Here is a 17,270-nt window from a genome sequence, read left to right on the forward strand (position 1 = left end):
GGACTACAAGAGGACTGGGGACAAAATGTTTGAGATTAATCCAGGTGCACGCCGGCGCACGCTGCTGCTCGCTGTCTCGCTGGCTGCGCTGTCCTGCGTGGCGCCAGCACTTGGCCAGCCCGCGGACGAGGCCGGTGCGCCTGAGAAGAAGGTGGAGTCCAAGCGGCCGAAAGTGTCGGATGCCAAGCCGACCTCGCCGAATACGACGGTCAATCTTCTCAACCTCATGGTGAAGCGCAAGCTGCTGAGCGAGGATGAGGCGCAGTCGCTGATCAAGCAGGCCGAGGACGAAGCCTATGTGTCGCGCCAGGCCTCCAAGGACGCCACCAGCAAGGCGGATGAAGCCGCGAAGGCAGCGACCGCGGCCGCGGCTGCCGCCAATCCGCCCGGCACCCGGCACGTCACCTATGTGCCGGAGATCGTGAAGCGGCAATTGCGCGAGGACATCAAGAAGGAAGTGATGGCAAAGGCCGAGAAGGAGAACTGGGCCTCGCCGGGCGCGTATCCGGAATGGGCGCAGCGCATCCGCTTCTACGGCGACGTGCGCGCTCGTTATATGGGCAGCTTCTTCCCGACCGGCAACGATCCGGGGCTGATCAACTTCAACGCCATCAACTCAGGCTCGCCTTACAATCTGGGACCAGACAACCTCAACCAAATCCCGACGTACAACACCTATCAGAACCGCAACCAGGTGCGGCTGCGCGCCCGCCTCGGCATGGACGCCGACCTCACCAACGGCTTCGCGGCGGGCCTGCGGATCGCGACCGGCGAGAGCAACTCGCCGGTCTCGACCAACCAGACGCTGGGGGGCAGCGGCTCGAATTTCTCCAAATATTCGATCTGGCTCGATCGGGGCTTCCTGAAGTATCAGCTCCCGAACCAGGACGTGGTGGCGCAGGTCGGGCGTTTCGACAATCCGTTCTGGTCGCCGACCGATCTGGTCTGGTACCGCGAACTCGGCTTCGACGGCTTCGCCGTGCAGGCCAAGCAGGAGGTGATTCCGAACATTACGGCGTTCGGCGTCCTGGGCGCGTTTCCGATCTTCAATACCGACTTCAACGCGGGTACCAACGCGTCTTACGAGAATGGTGGTGGAAAGCTTCCGAGCCACGACAAATGGTTGTTCGGCGCCCAAGGCGGCTTTGCCGCACGGTTCGACCCGGTCTCTGAGTTCCGCTTCGGCGTGGCCTATTACGATTTCGAGAACGTGCAGGGGCAGCTCTCCGAGACTTGCTTTGTCGGCTCGAGTTCGGATAGCTGCAGCTCGGATCTGTCGCGGCCGCTGTTTGCCCAGAAGGGCAACACCTACATGATGTTGCGCAACATCTACAGCGATGTCCACAATAATTTGGGCCAGAACCTTCAGTTTCAGTATTTCGGACTGGTCCAGAAATTCCGCCCGGTGGTCGCCAGCGCCTCGCTCGACCTCGGCGAATTCCATCCGTTCCACATCGTGCTCGACGGCGAATTTGTCTGGAACTCAGCGTTCAATCGCGCGCTGACGATCCCCGGCACCGGGCTTGCGCCTGTGTCCAACGTCCCCGGCATCGCCATCAACAACCGCGCTGGTACCGCGAGCGGGTCGGTGCTTGGCCCGTTCAACGGCGGCGACATGGGCTGGATGACGCGCGTCACCGTCGGCAACAAGGAGATCAAGCACTTCGCCGACTGGAACGTGCATGTCGGCTACAAATACCTGGAGTCGGACGCGACGCTCGATGCCTTCGCCGATTCCGATTTCGGGCTCGGCGGCACCAACCTCAAGGGTTACTTCCTCGGCGCCAATGTCGGTCTCAGCGAGAACGTATGGGCGTCGATGCGCTGGCTGAGCGCCAACAACATCGCCGGCTCGCCCTATGCCGTCGACGTCCTCTTGGTCGATCTCAACGCAAAGTTCTGATCATGAAGATACGCATCCTCACCTTCCTCACGGCGGCCGTCGCGGTGTGTTCGCATCTCGAACCCGCCCGCGCCGATGCCGAGACCGACCGGCTGCGCGAAGCCCTGCGCAGCGCCACCCTGCAGACCCGGCAACTGGAGGACCAGCGGACGGCGCTGCAGGCCAAGCTGGCCGACGCCGAGCGCGACAAGGCCGCGGCGAAAGCCCAGGTCGACGCCGCCAAGGCGCAGGTCCGCCAGACCGAGAAGCAGCATCGCGAGGCCGTCGACGAGTTCAACAAGCGCCTCGCCGAGCGCGACGAGACCTTGGAGAAATGGAAGTCGGCCTATGAAGAGGCGGCCAATGTCGCGCGCGACAAGGACGCCGCGCGGGCCAAGTTCGAGGGCGAGGCCAACGCCTACAAGGCCGCGACCAAGGGCTGCGTCGCCAAGAACGACCAGATGCTGAAGGCCGGCCGCGAGCTGTTGAAGCAGTACAAGAGCGTCACGATCGGCGACACCATCGTCGCGCATGAGCCGATGCTGGGGCTGCGGCGGGTGGAAATCCAGAACAACATCCAGGACAGCGGCGACAAGATCCTCGACCAGAAGGCAGAACCATGAACATCTCCTCCCTCCGCGGTGCACCCCTGATGCGATCCTTCCGTGTGTCGATGATGGCGACGGTGCTGGCCGCGCTCCCGCTGGCCGCCGCCGCCCAGACGGCACCGCCGCCGGTGCCGCAGCGTCCGGTGCAGGCCGTCGCTAAGCCGAAGCCCGTGGCCCCCGCCGCAGTGGCCCCGCAGCCGGCGGCGACGACGCAGGGCGCGGCCACCGCCAAATCCGGCGCCGGCGACGACGTGATCGCCCGGGTCGGCAGCACCAACATCTCGGCCGACCAGATCCGCGCCTATGTCGCCGCGCTCGGGCCGCGCGAGCGCGCCGCGTTCGGGCAGGATCCGAACCTGCTCAGCCAGGCGGTGCGGTTGATGCTCGCCAACCGCCTGGTGCTGCAGGAGGTCGCGGCCAAGAAGTGGGACCAGCAGCCGGCCATCGCCGAGCAGCTCGACCGGGTGCGCGAGAGCGCGGTCGCCGAGCTCTATCTGCAGCAGGTCTCGACGCCGCCGGCGAGCTTCCCGAGCGAGGACGACCTGCAGAAGGTCTATGACGCCAACCGGGCCTCCTTCCTGATGCCGCGGCAGTTCGAGCTGGCGCAGATCTTCGTGGCGGTGGCCAAGGACGCCGACAAGGCGGCCGAGGACAAGGCGAAGAAGACCGTCGAGGACATCCAGCGCAAGCTGAAGGCCCCCGGCGCCGACTTCGCCGCGCTCGCCAACGAGACCGGCGAGGTCAAGAATGGCGGCGAGCTTGGCTGGCTGGCCGAGACCCAGATCCGGCCGGAAATCCGCACCCAGGTGATGGCGCTCGCCAAGAACGCGATCGCCGAGCCGATCAAGCTCGACGACGGCTGGCACATCATCAAACTCACCGACACCAAGGCCTCCTACACAAGGACCTTGCCGGAGGTGCGCGAGGTGCTGGTGCAGCAGATGCGCAGCGAACGCGCCGCGATGCTGCGGCGGGCCTACCTCGCCGAGCTGCTCAAGCAGAATCCGCCCGTCATCAACGAGCTCGCGCTCTCCAGCCTGATCGGCGGCCCGACGCCGGCGGCGCGGTAGCCTGTGCGATGGCCGCCGTGCCGCCCATCGCCGAACCGGCGCCGGACTGGAGGCTGACCACCGGTCGGCTGCGGACGCTGCTTGCGATGTGCGGCTATCGCGGCGCCGTGCTCGCGACCTGGCGGCGGCATGTGCTGCCGGCCGGGTGCCGGGTCTGCCTGCAGTTCGGCGATCAGCTCGCGCGCGACGGCGACGGCCTGACCCGTGTGGTGATCCGCTGCAGCCTGGAGCTCAACGGCCATGACGCGCGCATCGGCGAGGTGACCTATTGGCAGATCCGCAAGGTGGTGCCGGCCACGGTCGACGGGCAGCGCGTCCATTTCGAGCTCGAAACCGATCTGTTGCTCGGCAGCATGATCCGGTTTGACGACGTGCTGACGCAGGGGGCGGAGATGCTGCGCCATCTGCGGCTGTTGATCGCGGATGCGCGGCTGACGCTGGCGCATCTGCCGGTCAACGACCGGCTTGGCGAGGAGGCCCGTGCGCCGGTGCTGCGGATCGAGGCCCGCTTCGCCGCCGACCTCGCCGCCGGACGCTCCGGTCTTGTGGTGCCCGATCCGCAAGACGCCGGCGGGCCGGCCACCGCATCGTCCCGCACCACCACGCGCCATGTCGGCCTCGGCCTCGCCGCCTGCGATTGCCTGACCGACCAGGTGCTGCCCGAATTGGCGCAGGCGGCGCGCGCCCTGATCGCGCAGGAGCGTTCGCCCGGGACGGCGCCATGGCCCTCCCAGGTGCTGCCCGCAAGCGCCGCCCTTTGATGCCGATGACGCAACGATTGTCGTCGGAACACTGCAACGTCTGCAACACACGCCGGCAGCATTCCGCTGCCATTTGACGATCCGCTCACCCACAACCTGTTACGGAGTTTTCCATGTCCGACGCCACGATCACCAAACTGACGCTCGACAGCCTGCGCGAACTGTTTCAGCTCGCCGGCTATCGCGTCGAGACCCTGACCGACCCGGTCGCCAACATCTCCTACCTGCGCTCCGGGACCAATGGGCTTGCGTTCGACGTCCGTCCCGGAAACCGGATCGCCGGCGACGAGCAGAGCTTCATCGATGTCGCCCTCATTGCCGTGCTGCAGGTGCAGGGCGAACTGCCGCTTGAGCTGGTCAACCGCTGGAATGCGACCCGCCGGTTCGCGCGCCTGCAGCTCAGCCCGCCGTTCCTCGCTCTGTCGCTCGATTTCTCGGTGGCGGGCGGCGTGACGCAGAACAATCTGCGGGCGCAGATCGAAATCTGGGATCACCTGGTGCAGCAGCTCGTGGCCTATCTGCGCGAAGAACTGGCCAATCTGGCAAAGGCCAAGGCGCCGAATGCACCCGCTCCCAGCACAGCCTTGCAGACGCCCGCGACGGATCGCGATCGCGTCGCCGAGACAGACCTGCCCCACACGGTTCAGTAGCCGCGCCAGATGCGGATGAAGGCCGCTATCCATACCGGCGGAAGCCGCATCTTGTGGCGACGACGAAGCGCGCGCTGGTTCGGCGCAGCGCTCGGCGCGCTTGCCGTCTTGCTCGGGGCCAAGCCAATCTCGGCCAAGGCCGCAACCGACGTGGATGGCAGGCTGAACGCGGACCCAGCGCCGGCGGCCTGGCAGGACTTCGCCAAGCGCCTGCAGCTTCGATTGCAGGAGCGCTTGGCGTCGGAATCGACGCCGGCGCTCCGCTTCCATGACGCGGTCGCAAGGCGCGCATCTGATGCCAGGACGGCGTCCCCGTCGATTGTCGTGCGCGTATGGGTGATGCCCGATGGCAAAGTCCAGCGCATTGAGTTGGAAGGCCTCGACGACGACGCCTCGCATGATCTGTCCACGCTTCTGATCGGCGATGGCGTTGGCAGCACGCCGCTCGATATGCCGCAGCCGCTGCGGATGCGGCTCTCGTTGCGTCCGAAGACACGCGTGGAGGATTGAACGTGCCGGCACCGGCATCGCAGCGATGGCGCGGCTTGGTGGCGGCAATGGCGGTACTATCCGCCGCGTTGATGACGGCTGCCGGCCGGGCGGAGCCAGCCGCGAACGATGCGAGTTTCCCCATCCGTTACGCCGCGATCGAGATGCCTGCGGATACGGCTCCCGCACCGGGCCCGCCGTCTGCCGGACCGCTGGCTGGTTCTTCAGCTCCGGCCAAGCCCCAATCGCCGATGAACCGCAGCGACGCGCTGGCCTACTACCGCGCGCTGATCGAGAAGGAGGCCGGGCGGCAGGGACTGGCGCCGGCCATTGCCGAGGCGGTGATGGCGGTGGAGAGCGGTTATAACCCCGGCGCAATCGGCGGTGTCGGCGAAATCGGGTTGATGCAGATCCTGCCGTCGACGGCGCGCATGCTGGGTTTCACGCGAAGCAATGCCGAGCTCGCGATGCCCGAAAACAACATCCGTTACGGGGTGACCTACCTTGCGCAGGCATGGCGTCTTGCCGGCGGCGACCTTTGCACAGCGACGATGAAATATCGCGCGGGCCACGGGGAGACGCGCTTCTCCCATCTCTCGGTCAATTACTGCCTCGCGGTCCGCGCCAAGCTCTTCGCGCGCGGATTTCCCGTCACCGGCAGCGTCCCGGCGGCAACCTTCGGCAAGCCGGCGGGGCTAGGCGGTGGCTGCGGAAAGAAGTGTCTTGGCACAGCCGGCATCGGCCGCGTCGATCTCGCTGGGCTCAATACGAGGCTCAATGCAATCGTCATGCAGGTGCGCAGCGGAAGGTGAGGGGTGCTGGGCTCGGATGGCGATGGAGCGACAGCGCTATGAGCCGTTCCATCGGCCGCGGTGAAAAGCCGGTTTCCGATCAAGCTGTTGGTGGGATTTGTCTAGTCTGGCTGGGGAACCTGGATTCGAACCAAGACAAACAGAGTCAGAGTCTGTTGTGCTACCGTTACACCATTCCCCAAGAATTGCTCAACGGCATCAATAGCTTAAGTCTATGGCCGGGGCAATACCGGCGGGCGGGATCATGGCAAATCGCCGCCTCGCTGCGAGGTCCTTCTACTGTTCGGTCAGGGCCTTGGCAAGCAGGTATGGCGCGTGTTTCCAGGCAAAATGCGGCCGGCCGCAGGTAGGGATCGGCGCAGCGGTTGATTTCGATGCTTCCTTGATTCTTGAAGCGAGGCCGTCGCCATCGGCGGCAACCCTGTAACGACAGCGCTCGGTCACGCCTGACGCGGCGTCAACACGCGCAGTGACGCGCCATCTCGCACTCGGATGCGCACGTACGTGCAGGGCGCGATTGCCTAGCGTTGAAGCAGCGATAGCGCGATCGGCTCGCGTGATGCGCATGCGGACTCGCGCCTGGCTTGGCTTGCCGAGGTCGGGGTGCCATGCGATGCTGGTGTACCAAGAAAATTGGGGGCGGGCCTGCAACGGCTCGTGCGCTTCCCATGCATAAAAAGCCCGGCATCGGGCAAGGGATAGTGGAGACGTTCGAAGATGAGATTTTCACATGTCATCGGGCTGTTTTCGGCTGCCGTCATGTCGGCCGCGCTGGTGGGCAATGCCGCGGCCCAAAGCAAGACCGTCAAGATCGGCGGCATCTTCCCGATGAGCGGCAATGCGGCGAGCATCGGCGTTCACGTCAAGCATGCGTTCGATGTCGCGCTCGACATCATCAACAACCCCCATCCCGAGCTCGGCAACTTCCCGCTCGCCAAGAATGGCGGCCTCGCAGGTCTCGGCGGGGCCAAGGTCGAGATCGTCTACGCCGATAACCAGGGCAGCCCCGCAACCGGGCAAAACCAGGCGCTGCGGCTGATCACGGAGGAAAAAGTGGTGGCGTTGACCGGCGCCTATCAGTCCGGCATCACGCTGACCGCGAGCGCGATTGCCGAGAAATACAACATCCCCTTCGTCAACGGCGAGTCGGTGGCGCCCAATCTCACCGAGCGCGGCTTCAAATGGTTCTTCCGCGTCACGCCGATCGCGACCGATTTCGCGCGGGTCTATTACGAATTCCTCAACGACATGAAGGCCGCCGGCGCCAAGACCGACAATGTCGCGATCCTCCACGACAACACCGAATACGGCGCTTCCGTCGCCAACACCCTCACCACGGCGTTCAAGGAGAAGGGTATCGCGGTTGCGCTCGACGTCGCCTATGCCACCAACGCGACCGACGTGCAGGGCCAGGTGCTGCAGCTCAAGGAGAAGAAGCCCGACGTCGTCATCGCGATCTCCTATACGTCGGATGCGATCCTGTTCGCCAAAACGATGCAGGCGCTCGATTACAAGCCGCCGATGCTGCTCGCCGACGACTCCGGCTATTCCGACCCGTCCTTCATCAAGGCGGTCGGCAAGATCTCGCAAGGCGTCTTCAACCGCTCGTCCTGGAGCGTCGGTCCCGCGGGCTCGCCGACCGCGATCATCGCCAAGATGTACAAGGACAAGAGCGGCGATGACATGGACGATACCGTCGCGCGCCAGATGCAGGCGCTGTTCGTGCTGTGCGAGGCGATCGACCGCGCCGGCTCGACGGAACCCGCTAAGATCCAGGCCGCGTTGAAGGCGACCGACCTCAAGCCCGATCAGATCATGATGGGCTACAAGGGCGTCAAGTTCGACGACAAGGGCCAGAACATCCTGGCGTCCGGCCTCATCATCCAGCTCCAGGACGGCGAGAACTACGTCTCGGTCTGGCCGAAGGCGAGCGCCGAGAAGACGCCGATCATGCCCTACAAGGGCTGGTGATGAATTTCTTCACCTCTCCCATCGGGAGAGGTCGATTTGCGCAAGCAAATCGGGTGAGGGGTTACGCTCTATCGATAGACCTGATCCCCTCACCCGGCGCTTCGCGCCGACCTCTCCCGACGGGAGAGGTGGTCAGGGGGGTTGACGGCCAAATGATTCAACCAAGAACAATACGCGCACATCCATGACCTTCACGCTTGTTCAGGTGATCGTCGGCGGCCTCTTGCTGGGAGCTGTCTACGCACTGTTCTCCTCCGGGCTGACGCTGGTCTGGGGCATGATGAACGTGGTCAACTTCGCCCATGGCGATTTCGTCATGCTCGGCATGTACGTCGCGTTCGTCGTCTACACGCTGCTCGGCGGCGGGCCGCTCATCGGCGCGCCGCTCGCGACGCTGTTGCTCGCCACCCTCGGCGTCATCGTCTATTTCGGCCTGATCCGCGACATCATGAAGGGGCCGATGCTGGCGCAGATCCTCGGCACCTTCGGGCTGGCGCTATTGCTCCGCTATTCGGTGTTCTGGTGGTTTGGCGCAAACTTCCTGTCGCTGCCGGAAAACCTCGTCGGCGGCACCTTCGACATCTTCGGCATCCGCATCCAGGCCTCGCGCCTGCTGGCCGGCGTGGTCGCGCTGGTGGTGACACTCGCCCTGCATCTTCTGCTGACGCGCACCACGCTCGGCTCGCGGATGCTGGCGGTCGCGGAGGATGCGACGGCCGCGCAGCTCATGGGCATCCGGCCCGACAGCATGCAGGCGATCGCCTGGGCGATCGCGGCCGGCGCCACCGGCCTTGCCGGCGCGCTGATCGCAACCTTCTTCTACATCGTGCCGACGGTCGGCGAGACGCTCGGCATCGTCGCCTTCGTCACGGTCTCGCTCGGCGGCTTCGGCAGCGTGCCCGGCGCGCTGATCGCGGGGCTGCTGATCGGCGTGATCGAGTCGCTATCGGGCTATCTGATCGGCGCCGTTTACAAGGACATCGTGGTGTACTCGCTGTTCCTCGGCTTCCTCTGGTTCAGGCCACAGGGCCTGATGGGCAAGACGTGATGCGGCGCACGCTCTGGCTCCTGATCGCGCTTGCGCTGGTGGTCGCTTATCCGCTGGTGTTCACGACGCCGTTCCAGCAACGGCTCGGCGCGCTGGTCCTGCTCTATGCGATCGCAGCCTCGGCGTGGAACATCGTCGGCGGCTACGCCGGCCAGATTTCGGTCGGCCACGTCGTGTTCTTCGGCTGCGGGGCCTACGCCGCGATGGGCGCGTATACGCATTTCGCGCTGTCGCCGCTGGTCGGAATTCCCGCCGGCATCGTCTTTGCCGTGCTGATCGCGGCCGTGATCGGCCGGCCGACGCTGCGGCTGTCGGGCCACTATTTCAGCATGGCGACGATCGCGGTCGCCGAGCTCGCGCGGCTGATCGTTACCAACACCGAATATCTCGGCGCCGCCGTTGGCCTGAGCGGCCCGACCGTGCCGCGCAACGTGTTCGATCTCTCCTTCATCTCGGCGCTGCCATATTACTATCTGTTCCTGGCGGTTCTGATCATCACGCTCGGCATCACCTGGTGGATGACGCGCAGCAGGATGGGCTTCTACCTGCGTGCGATCAAGGATTCCGAGCGCGCGGCGCGTTCGCTGGGCGCGCCTGCGAGCCGCATCAAGCTTTACGCCTACATGCTGAGCGCAGGGCTCACCAGCGTCGCCGGCGCGCTCTATGCGATGATGTTCGGCTTCGTCGATCCGGAGTCCGGGCTCGGCATCCTGATCTCGGTGAAGATCCTGATCATGGCGGCGCTCGGCGGCGCCGGACTATTGTTCGGCCCATTCGTCGGCGCTGCAATCCTGGTGCCGCTCGAGGAAATCTCCAACAGCCTCTTGGGCGGCAAGGGCGCCGGCCTGACCTTCGTCGTCTATGGCGCCATCATCGTGCTGATCGCGCGCTTCCAGCCCGGCGGCATCCTGGCCCTGATCAACCGTCTGTGGGCGAAGCGTCGGGCCAAGCCGATGGAAGAAGGCATCGAAGAGGCCGGCCATGCTTCTTGAAGCGCGCGGGGTCACCAAGGCTTTTGGCAACTTCAAGGCGGTCGATGCGGCCAGCGTCACGCTGGGGCAGGGCGATATCCTCGGCCTGATCGGGCCGAATGGCGCCGGCAAATCCACCTTCTTCAATTGCCTCACCGGCGATCTCGCGCTGACATCGGGCCAAGTGCTGTTCGAGAACCACGACATCACGCAGCTGTCGCCGGAGGCGCGCGCACGGCTCGGCTTGGCCCGCACCTTCCAGGTGCCGCAGACCTTCGAGGGCATGACGGTGCTGGAGAACGTGATGATCGGCGCCTTCCTGCGCACGCCGCATCGCGTCGAGGCCGAGACCAAAGCCCGCTCAGTGCTGGAGCAGGTCGGCATGATGCAGCTTGCGGATGCGCCGGCGCGCTCGCTCGGCACGCCCGGCCGCAAGCGGCTGGAGATCGCGCGGGCGCTTGCAACCGAACCCAAAGTGCTCCTGCTCGACGAGGCGATGGCAGGGCTGACGCAGCGCGAGGTGCAGCTTGCGATCGAGCTGGTGCGCGATATCCATCGCTCCGGCATCACGCTCGTGATCGTCGAGCACATCATGGAAGTGATCATGTCGCTGGCGAGCCGGGTGATGGTGTTCCACCAGGGCAAGGAGATCGCGCGCGGCACTCCGCGCGAGGTGACGTCCAATCCGGCCGTCATCGCAGCCTATCTCGGCACCCGTGCCGCCAAGGCCGCCGCCGGCCACACCCCGATCGAGTTGATGGGCGGGCCCGCGACATGACCGGGCCGCTCTTGAGGCTCGAACATCTCGAAGTGCGCTACGGCGACCTGATCGGCATCTCCGACGTCTCGCTGGATGTGCCCGCGGGCAGCGTGGTCGCGCTGCTCGGCTCAAACGGCGGCGGCAAGACCACGACGCTGAATGCGATCGCTGGCCTGATCCCGGTGCATGCCGGCAGCATCCATTTCAACGGCGAGGCGATCGCGGGGCAGAGCGCGTTCGCGATCGTGCGCAAGGGCCTTGCTTTGTCGCCGGAAGGCTGGCGGCTGTTCGTGCAGCAGAGCGTCGAGAACAACCTTCTGCTTGGCGCCACGCCCTTGCGGGACAAGACGCGCGCCAGGACATTGCTCGAGCGGGTCTACGAGATCTTCCCGCGATTGAAGGAACGCCGCAGCCAGCGCGCCGGCACCATGTCCGGCGGCGAGCGGCAGATGCTTGCCGTCGGCCGCGCGCTGATGAGCGATCCGAAACTTCTGATGCTGGATGAGCCGTCGCTCGGCTTGGCGCCGGCCGTGGTGGAGTCGATGTACGAGACGTTCGGCCGGCTGCACCGCGAGGGGCTGACGATCCTGCTTGCGGAGCAATCGATCGAGCTCGCGCTGGAAGTTTCCGACTTCGCCACCGTGCTGCAGGTGGGCAGGAGCGTGCTGTCAGGCACAGCCGCGTCGCTGGCGCAGGATCCGCAGGTGCAGAAGGCATATCTCGGCGGCTGATGCGACCTTGTAGGATGGGTAGAGCGAAGCGAAACCCATCATCTTCTTCGCGGGCGGCAACCAATGGGTTTCGCTTCGCTCTACCCATCCTACGGGCTACGAACAGCTCACTCCGCGGCTTCCTTGACGGAACGCTCTTCTTCGCGCCGATGCTCCTCCTCGTCCTCTTCATCGGTCGAGCTGCTCCAGCCCGCGAACATATTGGAGAGCTTGTCGAGATAGAGGTAGACCACCGGCGTCGTGAACAGTGTCAGCGCCTGGCTCACGATCAGGCCGCCGACCATGGCGTAGCCGAGCGGCTGGCGGATTTCCGATCCTGTGCCGGTGCCGAGCATCAAGGGCACGCCGCCGAGCAGCGCCGCCATCGTCGTCATCATGATCGGGCGGAAGCGCAGCAGCGCTGCCTGCCGGATCGCAGCCTCGGGCTCCAGGTGATCGTCGCGCTCGGCCGCGATCGCGAAGTCGACCATCATGATGCCGTTCTTCTTGACGATGCCGATCAAGAGGATGATGCCGATCAGCGCGATCAGGCTGAAGTCGAAGCCGGCCGCCATCAGGATCGCGAGCGCGCCGACGCCGGCCGAGGGCAGCGTCGACAGGATGGTGATCGGATGGATGTAGCTCTCGTAGAGGATGCCGAGGATCAGGTAGACGACCACGAGCGCGGCGAGGATCAATAGCGGCACAGTGCTCAGCGATTGCTGGAACGCCTGCGCGGTGCCCTGGAAGCTCGAATTCAGCGTCGGCGGCGCACCCATCTCGACCATCGCCTTCTGCACCGAATTGGTCGCTTGTCCCAGCGCCACGCCCTGCGCGAGGTTGAAGCTGATGGTGATCGCCGGGAACTGGCCCTGGTGGCTGATCGACAGCGGGCGCACCGGCACGCTGGTCCAGGTCGCAAAGGTCGACAGCGGCACCTGCTCGCCGGTTAGCGGTGACTTCAGATAGATCTTGTTCAGCGTGTCGATGCCGGCCTGCAGTTCGGGCAGCACTTCCAGGATCACGTGATAGCTGTTGAGCTGGGTGAAATATTGCGTCACCTGACGCTGGCCGAACGCGTCATACAGCGTGTCGTCGATGAGCTGCGGCTGGATGCCGTAGCGCGAGGCGGTGTCGCGGTTGATCTTCAGTTCGAGCGTGGTGCCGTTGGTCTGCTGGTCGGTCGCGACGTCGCGCAGTTCCGGCAATGTCTGCATCTTCGCGAGAATCTTCGGCGCCCATTCGTTCAGCTCGGCGAGATTGGCGTCCTGCAGCGTGAATTCGAATTGGGTGCGGGTCGGCCGGCCGCCGAGGCGGACGTCCTGCGCCGCCTGCATGAACAGCCGCGCGCCTTCGACCTGCTCGAGCTTTGGCCGCAGGCGCGCGATGATCTGCTGCGCGTTGGCGGAACGCTGGTCGCGCGGCTTCAGCGTGATGTACATGGCGCCATTGTTGCCCGCCCGGCCGCTGCCGCCGATGGCCATGGCCACCGTCGCGACGTCAGGGTCGGCGAGCACGATCTTGCCGAGCGCTTCCTGCTTGCGCTTCATGTCGACGAAGGAAATGTCCTGGTTGGCTTCCGAGGTCGCGGTGATCAGGCCGACGTCCTGCTGCGGGAAGAAGCCCTTCGGGATGACCACGAACAGGTAGACCGACAGGCCGAGCGTCGCGAAGAAGATCATCAGCGTCGTGAACTTCCAGCGCAATGCGAGGTCGAGCACGTTTTGATAGCCCCGCAACATGGCGTCGAAGCCACGCTCGCTGATCTGGTAGAAGCGGCCGTGCTTGGTCTCGCCATGGGCGCGCAGGAAGCGCGAGGCCATCATCGGCGTCAGCGTCAGCGACACGAACATCGAGACGAAGATCGTCATCGCCAGCACGACCGCGAATTCGCGGAACAGGCGCCCGATGATGCCGCCCATCAGGAGCAGCGGGATCAGCACCGCGACCAGCGAGATGCTGATCGAGACGATCGTGAACCCGATCTCGCTCGCGCCCTTGAAGGCGGCCGCCATCGGCTTCTCGCCTTCCTCGATATAGCGCGTGATGTTCTCCAGCATCACGATGGCGTCGTCGACCACGAAACCCACGGCGATGGTCAGCGCCATCAGGGACAGGTTGTCTAGCGTGTAGCCGAACACCCACATCAGTGCACAGGCGCCGAGCAGGGCGAGCGGCACGGTCACAGTCGGGATGACCGTGGCCCAGAAGCTGCGCAGGAACACGAAGATCACCATCACGACCAGCCCGATCGTGAGCAGCAGCGTGAATTGCACATCCTCGACCGCGGCGCGGATCGTGGTGGTGCGGTCGCTGATGACGTCGATCTTGATCGCCGGCGGGATCGCGGCGACCAGCCGCGGCAGGGTTGCCTTGATCTTGTCGACGGTGTCGATGACGTTGGCGCCGGGTTGCTTGAAGATGACCAGGAACACGCCGCGCTGGCCGTTGGCCCAGGCCGCCTGCTTGGCGTCTTCCGGGCCGGCGACGGCCTGGCCGATATCGCGGATTCGCAACGGGCCGCCATTGCGGTAGGCGATGATGACGTCGTTCCAGGGGGCGGCCTTCAGGAGCTGGTCGTTGGCGTAGATCGTATAGGCGCGGGTGTCGCCGTCGATATTGCCCTTGGGACTGTCGACGGTGGCGCTGGCGATGGCGGCGCGCACGTCCTCCAGCGACAGGCCCTTTGCCACCAGCTTGGCCGGATCGATCTGGACCCGTACCGACGGCTTCTGTTGACCGCCGATGATGACCTGGGCCACGCCGGAGATCTGGCTGATCTGCTGCGCAAGCTGCGCGTCGACGGCATCGCTCACCTCGGTCAGCGGCAGCGTCTCCGAGGTCGCCGACAGCAGCATGATCGGGGAGTCCGCCGGGTTGACCTTTCGGTAGGTCGGCGGCGACGGCAGGTTCTTCGGCAATTGGCCGCTCGCCGCGTTGATGGCGGCCTGTACGTCGTTGGCCGCGCCATCGATACTGCGATTGAGATCGAACTGGATGGTGATCGATGCGGTGCCGAGATAGCTCGTCGAGGTCATCTGGGCGACGCCGGGGATCTGCGCGAATTGGCGTTCCAGCGGCTGCGCCACCGAGGTCGCCATGGTTTCCGGGCTGCCGCCGGGCAAATTCGCGGTGATCTGGATGGTCGGGAAGTCGACCTGCGGCAGCGGCGCGACCGGCAGCAGCGGATACGCCACGAGGCCGACGAAAAGAATGCCGGCCATCAGCAGCGAGGTGCCGATGGGGTAGCGGATAAAGGGAGCGGAAATGCCGTAGCTCATTCCGGCTTCACCTTGGATTGCGTCGCATCCGAGCTCGCGACCGCGGTGCTGACGAGCACGCCGGGCGAGACTTTGTATTGGCCTGAGGTAATCACCTGCTGGCCTGGCGATAACCCCTCATCGACCACGGATTTGCCGTCGATCGAGTAGCTGACCTTGATCCGGTGCAGCTCCGCCTTGTTCTCCTGGCTGACAGTATACGCGTAAAGCCCGTCCGTGCCATGCTGGACGGCATCGTCGGGAACCACGGTCGCATCCTTCAGCGTCCGCACCAGGAGCCGCGTCGATACCGATTGGCCCGGCCACAGCGCGTGGTCCTTGTTCTCGAACACCGCCTTCAGGCGGATGGTTCCGCTGGTCGTATCGACCTGGTTGTTGATCAGCGCGAGAACGCCGGTGGACAGGAGGCGCTTGCCGTCAGTGGAGTAGGCGATGGTCTTCGGCGGGGAGGCCGCCAGCGCCGCCTTGATGTCAGGCAGTTGGTCCTCGGGCGCGGTGAAAATCACCGCGATCGGCTCGATCTGGGCGATCGAAACGATGCCGGTCTGGGTCGCGGCATTGACGATGTTCCCGACATCGACCTGGCGCAGGCCGGCGATCCCCGTGATCGGCGCCTTGACGGTCGCGTAATCGAGCTGCGTCTGCGCATTCGTGATCGCCGCATCGTCTGCGGCGATCTGCGCCGTCAATTGCGCGACCATGGAGCGCTGGGTGTCAGTCTGCTGGCGCGTGGCGAACTCGCCGAGCCGGGTGAAACGCTGCAGATCGAGCTTGGCGTTGGCGAGATTCGCCTCGTCCTGCTGCTTCTTGGCCGTGGCCTGGTCGAGCGCGGCCTGATACGGGCGCGGATCGATCTCCACCAGGACGTCGCCCTTGTTGACCAGCTGGCCTTCCTGGAAGGCGATCTTCATGATCTGTCCGTCGACGCGGGTGCGGACCTGGACGGTGTTGAAGCCCTGCACGGTGCCGAGGCCGGTCAAATAGACCGGGAAATCGGCGGTTTCGACGCGTGCAATCCGAACCGGGACGGGCGGACGGGCAGCGGCGGCAGTCTTTTGCCCGTCAGCTTTGGTGTGCCCCCCGCCATAGCGCTGCCAGCCAAAATAGCCCGCGGCGCCGACGGCGGCGACCAGCAAGAGCCAGCCTATCGTTCGTGACTTGGACATGCGCGCTCATGGGTTCGGAGACAATTATAGGTGTTTAAAACCGTTCCGGGGAAACCATATAATGCGTCAGCACTTAATGCGTACACACACTAACACTTGAGAATCCTAAACATTTGGAAAGGTTTAGGAGCGCGTTCCTGAAGCCTCGATCCGTCCGTTGAAACCGACATGTCGCTCGATCTGAAACGCCAGCTTGTTTCGCAGCTTGTCGAGAGTTCACGCCTGTTGCGTAACTATATCGACCATCGTGCGAAGACGCGTGGCACCACGCGCGCGCAATGGATCGTGCTGTTCCGGCTGCGGGAGCAGGAGGGGCTGTCGCAGGTCGATCTCGCCGATGTGCTCGAACTGCAGCCAATCTCGCTGGTGCGACTGCTTGACCGACTGGTCGAGCACGGGCTGCTCGAGCGCCGGCCTGATCCGAAGGACCGCCGCGCCAACCGCCTGTTCCTCACCGATCGCGGCCGGCAGCTGGTCGACGATCTCGACAGCCTGCGCGATGCGATCGCAACCGACGTGCTGCGCGACATTCCCGATCAGCGGATCGAGGCCAGCCTTCAGACGCTGCGGGACCTCAAGGATCGCATCAAGTCGCTCGGCGAAGGCCCGGACGTTGCGGTGAAATAAAGCACTTCACCTCGCCCGCAAGCGGGAGAGGGAGTTTCTCTCCCGGTTGAATCCGGACTCGATGTCGGTCATATCGCAGCCCGCGAGCGAAATCGGGGTGAGCGATGGACGAGCTGAACGGACGCATGATGGCCTGCCAGATCCTGATCACGGGATTGATCGCGCGCGTTGCCAACGAGCAGAAGGATCCGCTGCGTTTCATCACCGATTTCCGCGACGAGATCAAAGCGGTGGTGAATGGAGTCAATATTGCAGGCGAGAACACCGATCGCGTGCGTCAGGTCGCACAGCGGACGGTGGACGAATTGTTCTCGCTGATGAAGCCGCCGAGCGCCGATTAAGCTTCGTTTACCGCCGAACTGTGCGGTGATTGATTTCGCAGCGGTTTTCCTGCTCTTTAGAATCGTTATTAGAATAGTTTGAAATAATCAGATTAGAAGCGTTCTGATCTGGATCGATTCAAA

Annotated in this window: 16 protein-coding genes and 1 tRNA gene; 14 read left to right on the forward strand and 3 right to left on the reverse strand. The window is 64.6% G+C overall.

What is annotated here, in order from left to right; genetic code table 11:
- Nucleotides 1-25 precede the first annotated feature (25 nt).
- From ACZIRK_RS24840 to ACZIRK_RS24870, 7 genes are all read left to right on the forward strand, one after another.
- Complete coding sequence (locus tag ACZIRK_RS24840; RefSeq protein WP_130231500.1) at nucleotides 26-1,903, forward strand: putative porin; 1,878 nt, start codon at nucleotides 26-28, stop codon at nucleotides 1,901-1,903.
- A gap of 2 nt (nucleotides 1,904-1,905) precedes the next feature.
- Nucleotides 1,906-2,505 (forward strand): hypothetical protein, encoded by a 600-nt coding sequence (locus tag ACZIRK_RS24845; RefSeq protein ID WP_130231502.1) that lies wholly within the window; start codon nucleotides 1,906-1,908, stop codon nucleotides 2,503-2,505.
- The gene (locus ACZIRK_RS24850; RefSeq protein WP_463328248.1) at nucleotides 2,502-3,560 is read left to right on the forward strand and encodes a peptidylprolyl isomerase; all 1,059 of its coding nucleotides are present in this window, start codon (nucleotides 2,502-2,504) and stop codon (nucleotides 3,558-3,560) included. Before ACZIRK_RS24845 ends, ACZIRK_RS24850 begins: the two co-directional genes overlap by 4 nt.
- Before the next feature lie 8 nt (nucleotides 3,561-3,568).
- Nucleotides 3,569-4,321 (forward strand): hypothetical protein, encoded by a 753-nt coding sequence (locus ACZIRK_RS24855; protein ID WP_130227782.1) that lies wholly within the window; start codon nucleotides 3,569-3,571, stop codon nucleotides 4,319-4,321.
- Nucleotides 4,322-4,434: 113 nt separating this feature from the next.
- Complete coding sequence (locus tag ACZIRK_RS24860; protein WP_130227783.1) at nucleotides 4,435-4,971, forward strand: YbjN domain-containing protein; 537 nt, start codon at nucleotides 4,435-4,437, stop codon at nucleotides 4,969-4,971.
- A gap of 15 nt (nucleotides 4,972-4,986) precedes the next feature.
- Complete coding sequence (locus tag ACZIRK_RS24865; protein WP_130227784.1) at nucleotides 4,987-5,481, forward strand: hypothetical protein; 495 nt, start codon at nucleotides 4,987-4,989, stop codon at nucleotides 5,479-5,481.
- Between the two features lie 47 nt (nucleotides 5,482-5,528).
- Nucleotides 5,529-6,272, forward strand: coding sequence for a lytic transglycosylase domain-containing protein (locus tag ACZIRK_RS24870; RefSeq protein ID WP_245474871.1), 744 nt, complete (start codon nucleotides 5,529-5,531; stop codon nucleotides 6,270-6,272).
- A 107-nt stretch (nucleotides 6,273-6,379) separates the two neighbouring features.
- On the opposite strand, the gene ACZIRK_RS24875 is transcribed toward ACZIRK_RS24870, so the two are convergent.
- Nucleotides 6,380-6,453: transfer RNA gene (locus ACZIRK_RS24875), tRNA-Gln, on the reverse strand.
- Between the two features lie 536 nt (nucleotides 6,454-6,989).
- Between ACZIRK_RS24875 and ACZIRK_RS24880 the strand changes: the two genes are divergently transcribed.
- The 5 genes from ACZIRK_RS24880 to ACZIRK_RS24900 all read left to right on the forward strand — a co-directional run bounded on the left by ACZIRK_RS24880 (nucleotide 6,990) and on the right by ACZIRK_RS24900 (nucleotide 11,753).
- Complete coding sequence (locus tag ACZIRK_RS24880; RefSeq protein ID WP_463328250.1) at nucleotides 6,990-8,243, forward strand: ABC transporter substrate-binding protein; 1,254 nt, start codon at nucleotides 6,990-6,992, stop codon at nucleotides 8,241-8,243.
- A gap of 184 nt (nucleotides 8,244-8,427) precedes the next feature.
- Nucleotides 8,428-9,291, forward strand: a complete 864-nt coding sequence (locus ACZIRK_RS24885; protein ID WP_130227785.1) for a branched-chain amino acid ABC transporter permease — start codon at nucleotides 8,428-8,430, stop codon at nucleotides 9,289-9,291.
- Nucleotides 9,291-10,283, forward strand: a complete 993-nt coding sequence (locus tag ACZIRK_RS24890) for a branched-chain amino acid ABC transporter permease (protein WP_130227786.1) — start codon at nucleotides 9,291-9,293, stop codon at nucleotides 10,281-10,283. The genes ACZIRK_RS24885 and ACZIRK_RS24890 overlap by 1 nt, the downstream gene beginning before the upstream one ends.
- Entirely contained in the window at nucleotides 10,273-11,040 is a 768-nt protein-coding gene (locus ACZIRK_RS24895; protein ID WP_130227787.1) for an ABC transporter ATP-binding protein, read from the forward strand. The genes ACZIRK_RS24890 and ACZIRK_RS24895 overlap by 11 nt, the downstream gene beginning before the upstream one ends.
- Nucleotides 11,037-11,753 carry an ABC transporter ATP-binding protein gene (locus ACZIRK_RS24900; RefSeq protein WP_130227788.1) on the forward strand — a complete coding sequence of 239 codons (717 nt, stop codon included), beginning with the start codon at nucleotides 11,037-11,039 and terminating at the stop codon, nucleotides 11,751-11,753. The genes ACZIRK_RS24895 and ACZIRK_RS24900 overlap by 4 nt, the downstream gene beginning before the upstream one ends.
- A gap of 107 nt (nucleotides 11,754-11,860) precedes the next feature.
- Here the strand turns inward: ACZIRK_RS24900 and ACZIRK_RS24905 are convergent, their stop codons facing one another.
- Nucleotides 11,861-15,013, reverse strand: a complete 3,153-nt coding sequence (locus ACZIRK_RS24905) for a multidrug efflux RND transporter permease subunit (protein WP_130227789.1) — start codon at nucleotides 15,011-15,013, stop codon at nucleotides 11,861-11,863.
- Nucleotides 15,010-16,179, reverse strand: coding sequence for an efflux RND transporter periplasmic adaptor subunit (locus tag ACZIRK_RS24910; RefSeq protein ID WP_130227790.1), 1,170 nt, complete (start codon nucleotides 16,177-16,179; stop codon nucleotides 15,010-15,012). Before ACZIRK_RS24910 ends, ACZIRK_RS24905 begins: the two co-directional genes overlap by 4 nt.
- A gap of 168 nt (nucleotides 16,180-16,347) precedes the next feature.
- On the opposite strand from ACZIRK_RS24910, the gene ACZIRK_RS24915 reads away from it, so the two are divergent.
- Nucleotides 16,348-16,806 carry a MarR family winged helix-turn-helix transcriptional regulator gene (locus ACZIRK_RS24915; protein WP_130227791.1) on the forward strand — a complete coding sequence of 153 codons (459 nt, stop codon included), beginning with the start codon at nucleotides 16,348-16,350 and terminating at the stop codon, nucleotides 16,804-16,806.
- A 104-nt stretch (nucleotides 16,807-16,910) separates the two neighbouring features.
- On the forward strand, nucleotides 16,911-17,147 hold the full coding sequence (locus ACZIRK_RS24920) for a hypothetical protein (protein ID WP_130227792.1): 237 nt from the start codon (nucleotides 16,911-16,913) through the stop codon (nucleotides 17,145-17,147).
- The last annotated feature ends 123 nt before the right edge of the window (nucleotides 17,148-17,270 follow it).

This window comes from Bradyrhizobium sp. Leo114 (assembly GCF_055229415.2).

What these genes read in the sequence shown, in the direction of transcription:
- ACZIRK_RS24840 (WP_130231500.1), top strand. Translation starts at nt 26, where the DNA reads ATGTTTGAGATTAATCCAGGTGCACGCCGGCGCACGCTGCTGCTCGCT.
- ACZIRK_RS24845 (WP_130231502.1), top strand. Translation starts at nt 1,906, where the DNA reads ATGAAGATACGCATCCTCACCTTCCTCACGGCGGCCGTCGCGGTGTGT.
- ACZIRK_RS24850 (WP_463328248.1), top strand. Translation starts at nt 2,502, where the DNA reads ATGAACATCTCCTCCCTCCGCGGTGCACCCCTGATGCGATCCTTCCGT.
- ACZIRK_RS24855 (WP_130227782.1), top strand. Translation starts at nt 3,569, where the DNA reads ATGGCCGCCGTGCCGCCCATCGCCGAACCGGCGCCGGACTGGAGGCTG.
- ACZIRK_RS24860 (WP_130227783.1), top strand. Translation starts at nt 4,435, where the DNA reads ATGTCCGACGCCACGATCACCAAACTGACGCTCGACAGCCTGCGCGAA.
- ACZIRK_RS24865 (WP_130227784.1), top strand. Translation starts at nt 4,987, where the DNA reads ATGAAGGCCGCTATCCATACCGGCGGAAGCCGCATCTTGTGGCGACGA.
- ACZIRK_RS24870 (WP_245474871.1), top strand. Translation starts at nt 5,529, where the DNA reads ATGGCGGTACTATCCGCCGCGTTGATGACGGCTGCCGGCCGGGCGGAG.
- ACZIRK_RS24880 (WP_463328250.1), top strand. Translation starts at nt 6,990, where the DNA reads ATGAGATTTTCACATGTCATCGGGCTGTTTTCGGCTGCCGTCATGTCG.
- ACZIRK_RS24885 (WP_130227785.1), top strand. Translation starts at nt 8,428, where the DNA reads ATGACCTTCACGCTTGTTCAGGTGATCGTCGGCGGCCTCTTGCTGGGA.
- ACZIRK_RS24890 (WP_130227786.1), top strand. Translation starts at nt 9,291, where the DNA reads ATGCGGCGCACGCTCTGGCTCCTGATCGCGCTTGCGCTGGTGGTCGCT.
- ACZIRK_RS24895 (WP_130227787.1), top strand. Translation starts at nt 10,273, where the DNA reads ATGCTTCTTGAAGCGCGCGGGGTCACCAAGGCTTTTGGCAACTTCAAG.
- ACZIRK_RS24900 (WP_130227788.1), top strand. Translation starts at nt 11,037, where the DNA reads ATGACCGGGCCGCTCTTGAGGCTCGAACATCTCGAAGTGCGCTACGGC.
- ACZIRK_RS24905 (WP_130227789.1), bottom strand. Translation starts at nt 15,013, where the DNA reads ATGAGCTACGGCATTTCCGCTCCCTTTATCCGCTACCCCATCGGCACC.
- ACZIRK_RS24910 (WP_130227790.1), bottom strand. Translation starts at nt 16,179, where the DNA reads ATGTCCAAGTCACGAACGATAGGCTGGCTCTTGCTGGTCGCCGCCGTC.
- ACZIRK_RS24915 (WP_130227791.1), top strand. Translation starts at nt 16,348, where the DNA reads ATGTCGCTCGATCTGAAACGCCAGCTTGTTTCGCAGCTTGTCGAGAGT.
- ACZIRK_RS24920 (WP_130227792.1), top strand. Translation starts at nt 16,911, where the DNA reads ATGGACGAGCTGAACGGACGCATGATGGCCTGCCAGATCCTGATCACG.